Annotated in this window: 17 protein-coding genes; 7 read left to right on the forward strand and 10 right to left on the reverse strand. The window is 71.2% G+C overall.

Annotated elements, in window-relative coordinates; genetic code table 11:
- Positions 1-138 precede the first annotated feature (138 nt).
- The 6 genes from ACGFNU_RS11455 to ACGFNU_RS11480 form a co-directional block, all read right to left on the reverse strand.
- Positions 139-579: a hypothetical protein gene (locus tag ACGFNU_RS11455; protein ID WP_392592486.1), complete on the reverse strand. Its 441-nt coding sequence runs from the start codon at positions 577-579 to the stop codon at positions 139-141.
- Between the two features lie 35 nt (positions 580-614).
- On the reverse strand, positions 615-1043 hold the full coding sequence (locus tag ACGFNU_RS11460) for a hypothetical protein (RefSeq protein ID WP_392592488.1): 429 nt from the start codon (positions 1041-1043) through the stop codon (positions 615-617).
- 25 nt (positions 1044-1068) lie between these two features.
- Positions 1069-1512 (reverse strand): hypothetical protein, encoded by a 444-nt coding sequence (locus ACGFNU_RS11465; protein ID WP_392592489.1) that lies wholly within the window; start codon positions 1510-1512, stop codon positions 1069-1071.
- A gap of 56 nt (positions 1513-1568) precedes the next feature.
- Positions 1569-2003, reverse strand: a complete 435-nt coding sequence (locus ACGFNU_RS11470; protein WP_392592491.1) for a hypothetical protein — start codon at positions 2001-2003, stop codon at positions 1569-1571.
- Positions 2004-2090: 87 nt separating this feature from the next.
- A complete protein-coding gene (locus ACGFNU_RS11475; protein WP_392592493.1) occupies positions 2091-4838 on the reverse strand; it encodes an ATP-binding protein in 2748 nt (915 codons plus the stop codon).
- A gap of 181 nt (positions 4839-5019) precedes the next feature.
- Positions 5020-5784, reverse strand: a complete 765-nt coding sequence (locus tag ACGFNU_RS11480) for an enoyl-CoA hydratase-related protein (RefSeq protein WP_392592495.1) — start codon at positions 5782-5784, stop codon at positions 5020-5022.
- A gap of 113 nt (positions 5785-5897) precedes the next feature.
- Here ACGFNU_RS11480 and ACGFNU_RS11485 point away from each other — a divergent pair, with 113 nt between their 5' ends.
- On the forward strand, positions 5898-6302 hold the full coding sequence (locus ACGFNU_RS11485) for a hypothetical protein (RefSeq protein ID WP_392592497.1): 405 nt from the start codon (positions 5898-5900) through the stop codon (positions 6300-6302).
- Positions 6302-6769: a hypothetical protein gene (locus ACGFNU_RS11490; protein WP_392592499.1), complete on the forward strand. Its 468-nt coding sequence runs from the start codon at positions 6302-6304 to the stop codon at positions 6767-6769. Before ACGFNU_RS11485 ends, ACGFNU_RS11490 begins: the two co-directional genes overlap by 1 nt.
- A 25-nt stretch (positions 6770-6794) precedes the next feature.
- Here the strand turns inward: ACGFNU_RS11490 and ACGFNU_RS11495 are convergent, their stop codons facing one another.
- The 3 genes from ACGFNU_RS11495 to ACGFNU_RS11505 all read right to left on the reverse strand — a co-directional run bounded on the left by ACGFNU_RS11495 (position 6795) and on the right by ACGFNU_RS11505 (position 8175).
- On the reverse strand, positions 6795-7184 hold the full coding sequence (locus ACGFNU_RS11495; protein ID WP_392592500.1) for an STAS domain-containing protein: 390 nt from the start codon (positions 7182-7184) through the stop codon (positions 6795-6797).
- A gap of 169 nt (positions 7185-7353) precedes the next feature.
- Positions 7354-7548 carry a CsbD family protein gene (locus ACGFNU_RS11500; protein WP_392592502.1) on the reverse strand — a complete coding sequence of 65 codons (195 nt, stop codon included), beginning with the start codon at positions 7546-7548 and terminating at the stop codon, positions 7354-7356.
- 57 nt (positions 7549-7605) lie between these two features.
- The gene (locus tag ACGFNU_RS11505; RefSeq protein ID WP_392592504.1) at positions 7606-8175 is read right to left on the reverse strand and encodes a TetR/AcrR family transcriptional regulator; all 570 of its coding nucleotides are present in this window, start codon (positions 8173-8175) and stop codon (positions 7606-7608) included.
- 63 nt (positions 8176-8238) lie between these two features.
- On the opposite strand from ACGFNU_RS11505, the gene ACGFNU_RS11510 reads away from it, so the two are divergent.
- The 4 genes from ACGFNU_RS11510 to ACGFNU_RS11525 all read left to right on the forward strand — a co-directional run bounded on the left by ACGFNU_RS11510 (position 8239) and on the right by ACGFNU_RS11525 (position 12617).
- Positions 8239-9042, forward strand: a complete 804-nt coding sequence (locus ACGFNU_RS11510) for an alpha/beta fold hydrolase (protein ID WP_392592506.1) — start codon at positions 8239-8241, stop codon at positions 9040-9042.
- Positions 9043-9144: 102 nt separating this feature from the next.
- A complete protein-coding gene (locus tag ACGFNU_RS11515) occupies positions 9145-10191 on the forward strand; it encodes a S1 family peptidase (protein ID WP_392592508.1) in 1047 nt (348 codons plus the stop codon).
- A gap of 265 nt (positions 10192-10456) precedes the next feature.
- Complete coding sequence (locus tag ACGFNU_RS11520; RefSeq protein WP_392592510.1) at positions 10457-11653, forward strand: PucR family transcriptional regulator; 1197 nt, start codon at positions 10457-10459, stop codon at positions 11651-11653.
- A gap of 145 nt (positions 11654-11798) precedes the next feature.
- The gene (locus ACGFNU_RS11525) at positions 11799-12617 is read left to right on the forward strand and encodes a phytanoyl-CoA dioxygenase family protein (protein WP_392592512.1); all 819 of its coding nucleotides are present in this window, start codon (positions 11799-11801) and stop codon (positions 12615-12617) included.
- Positions 12618-12625: 8 nt separating this feature from the next.
- On the opposite strand, the gene ACGFNU_RS11530 is transcribed toward ACGFNU_RS11525, so the two are convergent.
- Positions 12626-13342, reverse strand: coding sequence for a 3-keto-5-aminohexanoate cleavage protein (locus ACGFNU_RS11530; protein ID WP_392592514.1), 717 nt, complete (start codon positions 13340-13342; stop codon positions 12626-12628).
- A 113-nt stretch (positions 13343-13455) separates the two neighbouring features.
- Here ACGFNU_RS11530 and ACGFNU_RS11535 point away from each other — a divergent pair, with 113 nt between their 5' ends.
- Positions 13456-14415, forward strand: a complete 960-nt coding sequence (locus ACGFNU_RS11535) for an isopenicillin N synthase family dioxygenase (RefSeq protein ID WP_392592516.1) — start codon at positions 13456-13458, stop codon at positions 14413-14415.
- Positions 14416-14439 lie beyond the last annotated feature (24 nt).

A 14439-nucleotide genomic window follows, 5' to 3' on the forward strand; every position in this document is an offset into this window, starting at 1 on the left:
TGGGGTCGGGGGTGGGTGGTTTTCGGGGGGTGCCGGACGGGGGCGTTGTGGGGCCCGGTAAGGCGCCTTTGGGGGGGGCGGCAAACCCCCCGGGGGGGCGGGGGGGGGATTTCCCGCCCGGCCCGCCCCTTTGGAGTGCTACGCGTTGTTGTAGACGTGGGAGCTGTAGGTGTTGTCCATCCCGACCGAGCCGCCCGTCCAGGTGTTGTTCCCCAGATCGGAGTCGCGCTGGTATTCGCGAATGGTGAAGTAGCACCCTTCCTGGCTGACATAGCGGCACACGGTGTACCACCGCGAGGGATGGTAGTTGTAGTACGCCGAAATCGTGTTGTTGAGGGACGTGCTGGTCCCGGTGTAATTGTCGTTCGCGTACGTCGTGTCGCTGCTGGTGAAGGCCCGCGATCCGCCCGAGTAGCCGCTGAGCCGGAAGAAGCAGATCTCGTAGTCGTCGAACGTCCCGCCGCACGCGTGCGAGGCCGAGGCGCTCGGAGCGGCGACCGCCGTCCCGCCGGCCGCGACCGCGCCGATGACGACTGCGCGGGCGATCCGGGCGGCGGTGCCTCGTGGCCGTTCCCTCATGTCAGATCCTTTCTGCGCGTTCGCCGTTCCGGCGGTCAGTAGACCGTGTGCGAGCTGATGCTGTTGTCCAGGGAGGCGCTGCCCGGCCACACGTAGTCGGCGAGGTTGGGCCGGGCCACCTGCGGTTCGATGCTGAACAGGCAGTAGCTCTGCTCGACGTACCGGCACAGCCGGTAGAACCGGCTGGAGTGGTAGTTGACGAGAGACGAGATCGAGTTGTTGATGTTCTTGGTCGGCGACAGGTTGTCGTAGTAGTCGTTGGTGTAGGTGTAGTCCTCGTTGGTGAAGGCCCGCGATCCGCCCGTGTAGCCCGAGAGGCGCCAGTAACAGATTTCCTGCGACCTGTCGCACTTGTGCGACGCGGACGCCGCCGGTGCCATGGCCATGACGGTGCCGGTGACCACCGCGCCCGCGACGGCGGACCGCACCACCGTGGACGTGAGCCGTTTCGAGATTCGCCGCACGCTGACTCCCTCCGATCGTCCCCGGTCAGACCAGGTCGTATTTGTAGTGCGAACTGAAGGAGTTGTCCAAGGAGCCGCCGTCGCCCCATGTGCTGCCCGCGAGATTGGTGTCGTAGGTGTTCGGCGGAACGACGACGATGCAGGAATCGTGGTTCACGTACCGGCACTCCTTGAAGTACCAGTAGTTGTCGTAGTTGACGTAGGAGGTGATGCTGTTGTCGAGGCTGTTGGTCGCGCTCGTGCCGTCCCAGTAGTCGTTCTTGTAGGTCGCGTCGATGTTGTAGAAGGCCCGCGAGCCACCGCCGTAGCTCTTGAGCCGGAAGAAGCAGATCTCCTCGTCGGCCCCGTGGGCGCACTTGTGCGACGCCTGCGCCGGGGTCTGCACCGCCACGAGTCCGGCCGCCACGGTCGCGCCGATGAGCGCCACCTTCGCGGCCTTGCTCGTGAGCGAGTTCGAGAACGATTTCATGAAGTCGGACCTCACCTTCGAATTGGCCGATGAACGGTTACGCGTGTACACGAAGGTCACGCGTACACGGCCACCGAGTCGGAGCAGTTGGAGTAGTCGCCCTTCACCATGCAGACGTACATGTAGTACTTCTTGCCTTCGGGAAGGTTGCCGGAGGCGAGGTCGGCGTAAGGGGCGCCGTGCCCGCGGGTGGTCGCGATCCGCTGCGGGTTCGTGGTCAGATGCGCCTCGACGCCGTAGCCGTCCCCGTACGAGTCCCTCGCCTCGAGCGTGTCCCCCGGATAGGAGCCTTCGGGGTCCTGCAGCCACCGGGCGGCTCCGGCGACGATCCCGTCGCTGTAGGGGTAGATGTTGTATCCGTTGGACGTCGGGTCGTAGCCGAAACTGATTCTGGGGGCCGCGGAAGCGGCGGGCGCCCCGGCCAGCAGTGTCCCGGCGGCGCAAATGACCGCCGCCGAGCACGCCGCCAGGCGCGTATTGATGCGTCTCATGGCGCTCATTTTTCGCAAGGCGGGCCGGAGGTGTTCTGAATGGCGGGGAAGATTGACGGTTTCCTAACAACTATTAAAGGGCGCTCTTCAACCGGAGATTCGCGGGAAAGGCGCGCCGGGAAGCCCGTCGCCGTCGCCGGCGAGCATCGAGGCCAGCGCCGTCCGTGAGCCGACGTTGAGCTTGGCGTAGACGTGGCCGAGGTGGTATTCCACGGTCTTGACGCTGAGCACCAGTTCCCGGGCGATCTGCCGGTTGGTGAGCCCGGTCGCGGCCAGCCGCGCGACGGCCTGCTCGCGCGGCGTCAGCTGGTGCAGCGGCCCCCGGTCCCCGGCGGTCCGGTCGTGACCGCACGCGGCGAGCTCCTGGACGCAGCGCTCCAGATAGGGACGCGCGTCCAGCCGGGCGAACACCGTCTCGGCCTCCCGCAGCCGTCGCACGGCGGCGCCCCGCCTGCCGACGCGGCGCAGGAACGCGCCGTACGCCAGATGCAGCCGCGCCCGGGCGAACGGGTCGTCGACAAGGGAGGCATGGGCCAGGCCGCTCTGGAAGCACGCCTCGGCCTCCGCGGGGCGCCGCCGGGCCGCCAGCAGGCCGCCGCGCGCCCGGGCCGCCGCGGCCTGCGCCGAGTGGCGGCCTCGCGCCGCCCCGTCGGTCTCGTAGCCGGTGAGGACGTCGTCCGCCCGCGCGTACTCCTCGCCGGCGGTGAGCGCTTCGACGAGCAGGCCGCGCCAGGCGATCGCGCCGGGCTCGTAGGTCCCGTCGCGGGAGGGAAGATCGAGCAGTGGCTCCAGGGCACCGAGAACACGCTCGTGGTCGCCGCGAGCGGCCGCCAGGTGGGCCTCGGCGCTCGCGGCGTGGACGAACCCGGAGCGGCTCCCGGTCCGCTCCACGCTGCGCCGGGCGGCGTCCAGCCGCTCGGAGGCGTGCTCCCACTCGCCCCGGGCGGCCATGACCTGAACGGAGACGAGGGCGCTCATCGGCACGAGGGCGATCTGGCCGGTGTCCTCCGCCAGGGAGGTCGCGGTGTCGGCGTGCAGCAGGGCGTCGTCCCACCGGCCGAGCCGGTACTCGGCCTGGCCGAGGAGCGCGGACGCCAGCAGGCGGAAGGAGACCGAACGGTCCCGGCCGGCGACGGCGACACCGGCGAGGTCCCGCAGGGCCCCGGCGAGGTCGTCCGACCAGACGCGCAGCAGCCCGCGTCCGAGCAGGGCGTCCAGTTCGGCCACCGCCGCGACCGCGGGATCGGGAAGGCCGCGGGTGAGGGCCCGCGCCTCGTCCCACCGGCCGGCCATGGCGAGGCCGGTCACCTGGATGAACCGGAGGAGGTCACTGCCCCGGCCGGGGCCGGCGAGATCGAGGGCCCGGGCGGCCCACCCGGCGGCCCGCGCGCCCTCGGTCTGGCGCGCCGCCAGCTTGGCCAGCTGCTCGGCGATCCGCGCCGCGAGCCACCGCGAGGACTCCGGGTCGCACAGTTCCCAGGCCTCCTGGAGCAGCCCGGCCGCCACGGAGACCTGCCCGGTGACGGCGGCCAGATGACCGGCGGCGAAGTGGCGCGCGGCCGGATCGGTGGCCGGCGGGAGCTCCCCGGCGAGCGCGGTGGCGGCGTCGACGCGGCCGTCGAACAGCAGCGCCTCCACCGCCTCCACCGTGAGCCGCGCACGTTCGCCGTCGCCGGCGGCGAGCCGGACGGCCTGCGCGAGCAGCGCGCCGCCGCTCGTCCAGTGGCCCGCGGCGACGTGCCGGCGCGCGCAGGCGGCCAGGTCCGCGGCGAGCCGGGGGTCCGAGCCGACGGCCGCGTGCGCCCGGTGCCGCAGAATCTCCAGCTCGTCGACGGCCAGCTCCGCGGCGCGCTCGTGCAGGACGGCCCGCTGAACCGGCCCGAGGTTCCGGTAGACCGCCGCCCGCACCAGCGGGTGGGGGAACTCCAGCGCTGGACCCTCCCGTGCGGTGGGCTGCTCCTGCAGAAGCTTGGCGGTCACGGCCTCCTCAAGCGTGTGCAACGGGTCGCCGACGTTGGCGAGCCGCGCCGCCCTGTGCAGCGGTGAGGCCTGGCCGAGCACGCTCGCCGCTCCGACGAGGCGCCGGGTCTGCTCGCCGCAGCCCGCGAGCCGGGCGAGCACCAGCAGGGCATAGGAGCGCGGCGCCGGCAGCGGTGCCTCCAGGTTGCCGAGCACGGTCAGCGGTACCTGCTCGAACAGGTCGCAGGCGTGCAGGGGGTTGCCCCCGGTGTGCTCGCGCAACCGGGCGGCCGCGCGCGGCGACAGGGGCGCGTCGCCGAATCCGCCGCTGAGCCGCCGCAGCTCGTCCGCCGCCAGGCCCCCGAGCGGCAGCCGGTGGCCGCCGGGCCCGGTGAACAGCCGCCGGAGCGTCTGCGGCAGCCGCGGGTCGAAGGCGTCGCGGGCGAGGACGACCCCGAGCACCCGTTCGACGCGAAGGCGCCGGAACGCGAACGCCAGCGCGAGCAGCGAAGGGGTGTCGGCCCAGTGGGCGTCGTCGACGACCACGATGGTCGTGTCGCCGGCGGACCCGAGCGTCTCCAGGAACGCCGCCCCCGCGGTCAGGTACTGATCGGACCGAAGATCGCGGGGAACCGACGGGCCGAGCCGTTCGAGCACCCCGAAGGCCAGCAGGCCCTCCTCCTTGGCCCCGCCGGCCCGCAGCACGGCGCCCGGACCCGCGCCGGCCAGGAACCGCTCGACCAGAGCCGTCTTGCCGATCCCGGCGGGCCCCTCGACGAGGACGAGCCGCGGTCTCCCCTTGCGGGCGTCGTCCAGGAGGGAACCGAGCCGCGCCAGCTCCTCGGCGCGTCCGACGAACAGACGATCGACCGGCATGCGACCACCCCGCCGACGGCGGCCGGAGCGCCGCCCCGCCACGGGCGTTCCCGTGACTCCGCCGCCACCGTTTCACCTTCTCGCAATCACCCAGACGACTCAAGTGCTCACCCAGAGCACACGACGCGTAGAGAAGCCGGCGGACGACGTCTGTGTGATGGCCGTTCGGGTTTGCTGAGACTTAGGCGGGCCACTCGGGGGGTCGCTTTTCCAGGAAGGCGCGCATGCCCTCCTGTGCTTCCGGGGTCTGGCTGGAGGCCGCCATCACCTCGATCGCGTAGGTGTAGGCGTCCGGCTCCGTGCGGTCCAGCTGGGCGTACATGGCCTGCTTGCCGAGCGCCTTGCTGCGCGGGCTGCCCTGGGTGGCCCGTTCCAGCAGGTCACGGGTGACCTTCTCCAGCTCGGCGGGTGGCGCCACCCGGTTGACCATGCCCCACTCGTACGCGGTGCGCGCGTCGACCACGTCCCCCGTCAGGGCCATCTCCATCGCGCGCTTGCGGCCGATGTTGTGCGAGATCGCGACCATCGGGGTGTGGCAGAACCAGCCGCCCTTGCCGCCGGGCGCCGCGAAGCCCGCGTTCTCGCTCGCCACCACCAGGTCGCAGGTCACCGCCAGCTGGCAGCCCGCCGCCGTGGCGAGCGCGTGCACCTGGGCGACGACCACCTGGGGCACCGACTGGATCGTGGCCATGAGCTCGGCGCAGGTCTGCAGGAGGCCGCGCGCGTCGGCGTGCGACGCGCCCGCCATGTCGGCGAAGTCGTGCCCGGCGGAGAACACCGGCCCGTTCGCCGCCAGCACGATGCCGAGGGCGTCGGTGCGCCCCGCTTCGCGGAACGCCTCGGTGAGCTCCAGCAGGAACTGGCGGGAGAGGGCGTTGCGGCGTTGCGGCCGGTTCATGGTGATCGTCGTGACGGCGCCGTCACGCTGGACCAGGACATCGCTCATGGACGTGACGCTACGTCAGGACCGCCGCTCCCGCACCCGGGGGATTCGCCGATCTCTCGTGAGATGTCGGACCCGCGTCGTACCGTGGGGCGCGACACGAAGGGGGCCGGGCCTTGAAACTCCTCACCGCCACGAACGCCACCCAGGGACACCGTCACAACGACTTCGACTGGTGCGTCGAGGGCGAGCTGGTGCACATCGGTGTCATCTGCGGCCGCGACCAGGCCGACCCGGACGGCGGCTGCGGCTGCGGCCGCGCCTTCGCCGGGCTCAACTCGCACCGTGCCACCACGACCGCCATGATCCGCGAGATTCCCGGCTTCTCCGACGACGACTACGTCCTGGCGATCCGTTCCAGTCTGGAGCAGCAGGGGTACGACTCCTCCTACGCCGAGCACGAGGCCGCCGAGCTGCGCATCCTGGTCCGTGACTGGCCGGTGGGCGCGATCGTCGAGCGCCGGCTGGACGAGATCGTGGTGCGCGAGGTGGTGCAGCCGGACCAGGAGGCCGACACCTGATGCCGCAGCCGACATCCGATCCCCTGCTCGAGCGGCTGGACGCCCTCGTGGGGGAGTGGGAGATCACCGTCGATCTTCCCGTGCGGCTCTACCGGCGGGCCTGGACGACGTTCGAGTGGATGGAGGGCAGGTTCCTCGTCCAGCACGCCGACGGAGAGCTCGCCGACGGGGCGCCGCCCGAATGGGTGGCCGACTCGCCGCTGCCCACCACGACCATCATCGGCCTGGACGATGCGAGCGGCGAGTTCTGCCAGTTCTTCGCGGACGCCCGGGGGATGTTCAGGATCTACCGGATGTCGCTCGACGGCGGGGTCTGGCGGTTGTGGCGCGACGCGCCCGGCTTCCATCAGCGCTTCACCGGCACCCTCCTGCCCGGCGGCGCCGCCATCGAGGCCTACTGGGAGAAGTCGGCCGACGGCGTCGCGTGGGAGCACGACTTCGACCTGACCTACACCAAGATCAAATAGCGCTCGCGCCGTGGAGCTTCCGGCGTCAGCCGTCCAGCCAGGCCGCCAGTTCGGCGTCGGTGGGCGGGAGCAGGCACCAGAGCGCCTCCTCCAGGCACGAGCAGAGCGGGATGCGTTCGTGCAAGCGCAGGATGTGGAACATCTTGGCGGCGAACGGGCGCACGCCGACGGTGGCGAGACCGACCCCCGCCTCGTCGCAGCGGCGGGCCGCGGCCGAGACGACGCGCAGCCCCTCGGCGTCGAAGAACGTCACCCCGGCCAGGTCGAGCACCAGCGGTCGGTCGGTGGTGCAGGCGAGGGCGAACAGGCGGTAGCGCACCGCGGGAGCGGTCATCCGGTCCATCTCGCCGGAGAGCAGCACGGTGGTGTGCCGCTCTCCCTCCACGACGATCACGTCGACGGCGGTGTCTCTCATTGGCGGGACCTCGCGATCTGTACGTCGACGGCTCGCTGGTAACACAAAAGCATCGCGTGTGTACGCTTGGTTGCCAAGAGGTTGCTGGAAGATTGTTTCGCCGCGGCCCGACCGTGTATGAGAAAGGGCCCCTCGCCGTTGAGGGGCCCTCTCTCAGCGGGGTCTCAGATCACCGCTTGAACGTGTCGCGCGCCTCCTTGGCGACGTCCTTGGCCTGCTCGCCGACCTGCTTGGCGCCACCGGCCATCCGGTCCTTGCGGCCCTCGGACTCCAGGTACGGGTCGCCTGTCTCGCGACCTGCCTGCTCCTTGCCCCGTCCCTTGGCCTTCTGGGCCTTGTTCTTCAACTTGTCGAGGAATCCCATGATCCCTCCTCTCGTACGATCGCCGTACGTGATCGCCCCTGCCCGCTCCAACGCGATCTATGCACCGGCCCCGCTCGAACCGGCGCCGTCGAGCACGGTCGCCACCGCCCGTTCGGCGAAGCCCTCCTCCGGGGGCAGCCCTCGGAACGCGACGCGCAGCCACACCGCGCCGGCGAGCAGGTCCAGCATCAGCATCGGGTCGGCGCCGGGGGAGAGTTCGCCGCGCGCGACGGCGCGTTCGAAGATCGGCTGTTCGCGGGCGAGCCGGTCGGCGAAGAACGAGCGGGCATGCGCCGCCAACTCCCGGCTGCCCATGGCGGCGCCGAGCGCCGCCATGGCGATCTCGGCGGCCGGGGGAGTGGTGAGCAGGCCGAGGATCGCGCCGGTCAGGGCCTCGAGGTCCCCGCGCAGGCTGCCGGTGTCCGGGAGCTCGAAGTGGAGCGTGCGCGCCCTGGTGAGCGCCGCGCCCAGGAGCGCGGCCTTGGACGGCCACCACCGGTAGATCGTCGTCTTGTTGACGCCGGACCGCTCGGCGACGCCCTCGATGGTCAGCCCGTCATATCCCTTGGCGGCCAGCAGTTCCAGGGTGGCGTCGAAGATCTCTGGTGCGCGGCGCGGTCCGGTCATGGGGGTGAGGTTAGCAAAAAAGCAACGCAACGTTGCGTTGTGTTTCGATGTTACGGTCGTGCCATGGACACTCATCCACTGCCCGTGGTCTTCCTGCACGGGATCAGGATCAGCGGCACGATGTGGCGCCCCGTCATGGAGATCGTCGGCGAACGCCATCCGGTGGCGGCCCCGGACATGCCCGGCCACGGCCGCAGGCGCGGCGAGCGGTTCACGATGGAGACGGCGGTGGACGCCGTGGCCGAGGCGATCGACGCCCTGGGCGGGCGGGCCCTGGTCGTGGGCCTGTCGATGGGCGGCTACCTGGGCATCGCGACCGCCGGGCGCCATCCGGAACGGGTGGCCGGCCTCGTCGCGATGGGTTGCACGATGCGGCCGGGCGGGCTGCTCGGCGACGCGTACCGCATGGGCGGACGGCTCGCGGCCCGCGATCCCCGGCGGGCCGACCGGGTGAGCGAGCGCGTCTTCCGCCGCGTGCTGCCGGGACCCGTCGGCGAGGCGGTGGTCGCGGGCGGCCTGGCGAGCGAGGTCATGCCGCAGGTGATCGAGGCGATCTCGGCGTCGCGGCCGCTGCGTTCGCTGGCCTCGTACGAGGGGCCCGTCTGGCTGGTGAACGGGGAGCGGGACGCGTTCCGCCGGCACGAGGCGGAATTCCTGCGGGCGTGCCGGGACGGAAGGCTGACGTTGCTGCCCCGGAGGGGACACGTGACGACCCTCGTCGCCACCGGTGCGCTGGCCCGTCTCGTCCTCGACGCGGCATTGGTGGCCGGATCCGGCCACAGGCGGATGGAAAGGCCCGGGAAGAGCGATTCATCCGTGTCTGACATGGGGCTTGCGCAGGGTTGCCAGAGGAAGTCAGGCTATTGAGCAAATTCTCCCCCTTGTCGCGAAAACGAGATATCTTCACGATTCTCATGACTCAGGGCACGTCATCCGGACATGTTCTGACTCATTGGAGGCACAGTGAGGATGAGACCCATCCGCCCCGTCACTGTCGTGAGCCTGGCCGCCGCCACCGCGGCCGCCATGCTGACCGCCGTCCCCGCCGCACAGGCGGCACCCCCGTCCCCCGCTCCCGACGCGAGCACGCTGGCCGACTCCCTGGCCAAGAAGCTCGGCTCCCGCAGCGCAGGCTCCTACATGGACGGCGGCAAGCTCGTCGTCACCGTCGCCGACTCCGGTGCCGTGCAGCAGGTGCGCGCCGCCGGCGCCGTTCCCAGGACCGTCCTGCGGAGCGGCGCGGCCCTCAAGAAGGTCACCGACGCCATCGACCGTTCGGTCAAGGCGTCCGGCACGGCCTGGGCCGTCGACTCGACGACGAACCAGGTCGTCCTCTCCTACGACGACTCGGTCACCGGCGCGAAACTCGCCAAGGTGCGCGCCGCCGCCGCCAAGCACGGATCCGCCGTCCGGCTGGAGCACGTCGCCGGCACGTTCAGCCTCAGGATCTCCGGTGGCCAGGCCATCTACACCGGCGGCTCCCGCTGCTCCCTCGGCTTCAACGTCCGCAACAGCGCAGGCACGACGTTCTTCCTGACCGCCGGGCACTGCACCAACATCGGCGCCACCTGGTACGCCAACTCCAGCCAGAGCACCGTGCTCGGCACCCGGACCGGCACCAGCTTCCCCGGCAACGACTACGGCATCGTCCGCTACACCAACACCTCCATCGCCAAGGGTGGTGACGTCTACCTGTACCCGGGCACTCAGGACATCACCTCGGCTCGCAACGCGGTCGTCGGCCTGGCCGTCCGCCGCAGCGGCAGCACCACCGGCGTGCACAGCGGCACCGTGACCGCCATCAACCAGACCGTCCGCTACGCGCAGGGCACCGTGTCCGGCCTGATCCGGACCAACGTCTGCGCGGAGCCCGGTGACAGCGGCGGCTCGCTGTTCGCCGGCTCCGCCGCCGTCGGCCTGACCTCCGGCGGCAGCGGCAACTGCTCGTCCGGCGGCACCACGTTCTTCCAGCCCGTCACCGAACCGCTCGGCGTCTACGGCGTGAGCGTCTACTAGACCGCGTCCACCAGACCGCGGGGAATCCGACCACGCGGGAACACAGCTGGGGTCCCCGGCGCCGGGCCGACGGCGCCGGGGATCCCGCATGTCGGCGGCGTTTCGGCCGGCCTTGCCGTTGTTCCCGGCGCGATTCCACGGTGACCGGGCGGACATATTGGTACTTGAGCAAGGGATGTCGCGTCGGTTACAAGTAACGTGCCGTCATTCACGGCGGGCCGTCTCCGACGACGAGAGGTAGCGGCGTTTGGGTGCGTCCGATCGCTTGATCGATTTGCGGTTGCCCGTCGAAGGCGTGCCGGCCAAGGCCGCCGCGCTGCGCGAGTTCGTGCCGGGCATCGCGCGGGAGGCGATCCGCGAGATCGAACGCGAGCTGCCGGAGTACGTGCGCCCCCACGACCCGCGGTACTCCGAGGTGATCGGTCAGGCCGTGGAGTGGGTGATCGGGCACTTCGTCGACCTGATGATCGACCCCGACGTCCCGTCCGAGGAGATCCTGGAGTTCCACCGGCAGATCGGGGTCGGCGAGGCCAAGGAGGGGCGCAGCCTCGACACCTGGCAGGCCGCCATGCGGATCGGCGCCGGCATCGCGGTCCGGCGCCTCACCGCCGAGTCCGAACGCCAGAGCCAGGGCTTCACCCCGGGCGCCACCGGCCTGGTCGCCCAGGCGGTCTTCACCTACCTGGACCAGATCGCCCTCGCCGTGGCCGAGGGCCACGCCGAGGCCTCGGCGCAGGCGGCCGGGCTGATCGAGGGCGGCCGCCGCCGCCTGCTCGACCTGCTGATCGGCGCCGAGCCCCAGCTCCGCACGATCAAGGAACGGGCCGGCGAGGCGGGCTGGACCGTGCCGCAGACGGTCGCCGCGATCGCCCTGGTCGAGCGCGGCCGCAACACCGGGCGGCCGAGCCTGCCGCCCGAGGTCCTGGTCGGCCTCCACCTCGACGAGCCCTGCCTCGTCCTGCCCGACCCCGAGGGGCCCGGCCGCCGCCGGCTGCTGCGCAACGGCCTGCGCGGCTGGATCGCCGCGATCGGCCCGACCGTCGAGATCACCGACCTCCGCACCTCGCTCCGCTGGGCCCGGCACGCGCTGGACCTCACCCGCAAGGGCATCATCCAGGAGCCCGGCCCGGTGATCGCCGAGGAGCACATGCCGGTCATGCTCCTCATGCAGGACCACGAACTGGTCGAACGCGTCGCGGCCCGCCGGCTGGCCCCGCTCCAGGAGGCCCGCCCCGCCCACCGCCGCCGCCTGGCCGAGACCTTGCTCGCCGCCCTCGAATGCGGCTTCAACGCGACCGAGGTGGCCGCCCGCCTGAAGGTCCATCCGCAGACCATCCGCTACCGGATGCGCCAGCTCGAAGCGCTCTTCGGCACCGACCTGGCCGACCCGGCGCAGCGGCTGGAACTGCACATGGTCGTCTACACCTGGCTGATCACCAACGCCGACGCCGCCAGCGGTTAGGGTGCGAATCATGAACCTGCGAATCATGAACACCGGATTCACTTGACGCTGACACACCCGTGCGTGTGGCCGTGAACGTGCTCGCGCTCCGCCGTCGTCCCGACGTGTCCATGACCCGTACGAGACGACCAAGGAGACAACACACGTGTTCAGTCACATCGACATCGCGCACTTCGAGGCGTTCGGCTTCGTCGTGCTTCGCGGCCTGCTCACGGCCGATGAGGTCGCCCGCCTGCGGGCCGAGGTGACCACCGAGCTGACCGCCGCGTTCGGCGGGCTCGGCACCGACCCCGGCGACGAGGGCGGCATCTCCGGGGACTACCTGCCCCTGACGGTGGACCGCGCGCCGTTCGCGCAGTCACTGATCGCCGACGACCCGCGCCTCTTCCAGGGAGCCACCGAACTGGCCGGCGCCCCGATGGTGCCGGCCCCCGGCATCGCCGTCTGCTTCACCGCCAACGCCGGATGGCACACCGACGTCGGGCCGGACGTGCGCGGGGTGAAGTTCCTCGTCCACCTCGATCCCCGGACGGCCGGTACCGGGGCGCTCCGCGTGATCCCCGGCTCGCACGATCCCGCCTTCGCCCGCCGCGTCGAGCGGTACCTGTCCCGCGACCCCGCCAACCAGGGCTTCGGCCCGGGGCTCCCGACCCCGGACATCGCCCTGGAGACCGAGCCGGGCGACGTGCTCGCGTTCGACGTGCACCTCCGCCACTCCTCGCGCGGCGGCGAGAAGCGGCCGGCTTGGTCGATCGAGTACCTGGAGTGGCCCGGCATCGTCGACGAGGGCAGGAAACGGCTCGTCCGCGACCTGATCGACAGCGACGCCGACTACGCGGACGAGGGCTTCGACCTGGCCCGCTGGCCGGTGTGGCGGGAATGGGCCGCGGGCGCCGGCGGCAGGCCCTCACGCCGGACGGCTCTCGAACGGCTCCAGTTGCTGGGAGTGCCCGGCCTGGAGTGACCGCTGGGTCACCTGGATCCGGCGTGCTCGAAGAAGATGCTGCGGGCGGCCCTGACGAGCGAGGCGTTGTCGAGCGCCTCCGATCCGTCCGGTAGCAGCATCGTGTCCTCCAAGCCGATGCGGGTGTCCAACCCGAGCGAGGCCGCCAGGCGCAGGACCGGCCAAGCGCCGCCCTGCTCGCCGTGCAACAGGACCGGACGTTCGTTCGGCTCCAGCTCGGCGAGCAGGGCGGCGGCCGTCGCGGGCGCCGTCTCCGGATCGGTGTCGACCACCTCGGCGAGGACGCGCAGGACCCGATGCCGGGACGGCCAGGCGAGGAAGCGCCGGGCCGCGTCCGTGCCGGAGAAGATGCCCGCCTCGATCGCCACCCCGTGGTCCAGCAGCGCGTCGGCGACGAGCTCGGCGCCCTCCTCGTGCCAGTTGACCGAGGCGTGGTCGGGCAGCACCTTCCAGGACGCCACGAGGTCCAGGCGGCGGCGCGGATCCGGGCAGGCCCAGGCGCCGGTGGTGACGCCGACGCGGATCCCGGGCGCCGCGGTCCGCACGGCCCGCACCGCCGCGGCGACATGGTCGGGTTCGAGCGAGTCGGCGCCGTCCGGACCCTTGGGATGCAGATGGATGTCCTCCGCGCCCGCGACGACCGCGTCCCGCGCCGAGACGGCGAGCTGGTCGGGGGAGAGCGGCACGGAGTGGTCGAGGGGACCGTTCGGGCACACCTGAAGCATGGCCCGATCCTCGCAGACGGGATGACCTGCCCGGTTGTTCCAAGACGGTTAAATCTGCCGCGCTGGGGTTTCGTGTCCGTTTCGCGGACTTCCCGGTGGGGGAGCCTGGGGAGATGGACTCCGTTCCGATCATCGATCTCGGCCCCTGGTTCCACGGCGCGGACGGCGACAGGCGGGAGGTGGCCGCGCGCGTCGACGAGGCGCTCAGCGAGATCGGCTTCCTCATCGTCACCGGGCACGGTGTGCCCGCCGGGATACGAAGCGACATCAGAGCGGCGGCCAAGCGGTTCTTCACGCTGCCGGACGAGGCCAAGCGCGCCTACGCCGTGACCGTGGGGGAGCGCGGCTGGCTGCCTCCCGGCGTGGAGGCCAACGGCTACGCCGAAGGCACCGAGACGCCACCCGACATGAAGGAGACGTTCGCGGTGGGCGCGGACCGGCCGATCGGCGATCCGGTGTTCGACGCCGAATGGTTCCTGCCCAACGTCTACCCCGGCGAAGTGCCCGAACTGGAGGGGCTCCTCACCGACTACCTGCACCGCATGCGCGTCCTGTCGGACGAACTGCTGAAGCTCTGCGCCGCCGCCCTCGGCCTGGACGCGGACTACTTCACCTCGCGAACGGGTCACGCGTCCTACACGCTCAACATCAACCGCTATCCGCCGCTGTCACAGCTCGGCACGCCAGAGCCGGGACAGTTCCGCATCGGCCCGCACACCGACTTCGGCACCGTCACCGTCCTCGACCGCCAGGACGGCGTCGGCGGGCTCCAGGTCTACTCCGACGAGAGCGGCTGGGTGAACGCGCCGTACGTCGAGGACTCGTTCACCATCAACACCGGCGACCTGCTCGCCCGCTGGACCGGTGACCGCTGGAAGTCCAACCGGCACCGGGTGCTGCCGCCCGATCCGAGCGCGCCCGACGAGGAACTGGTGTCGCTCATCTACTTCTACGAGTGCGATCCCGACGCCTCGATCGAGTCGATCGGGCCGCCGGTCGGCCGGGTCGCGCACGAGCCCGTCCGTGCCCACGACTTCCTGCTCGAACGTCTCGACGCCATCACCCTCGGCTGATCCTCGTCCCTGCCGGCAGGAGCC

It is taken from the genome of Spirillospora sp. NPDC048911 (assembly GCF_043198015.1).
Lineage (GTDB): Bacteria > Actinomycetota > Actinomycetes > Streptosporangiales > Streptosporangiaceae > Spirillospora.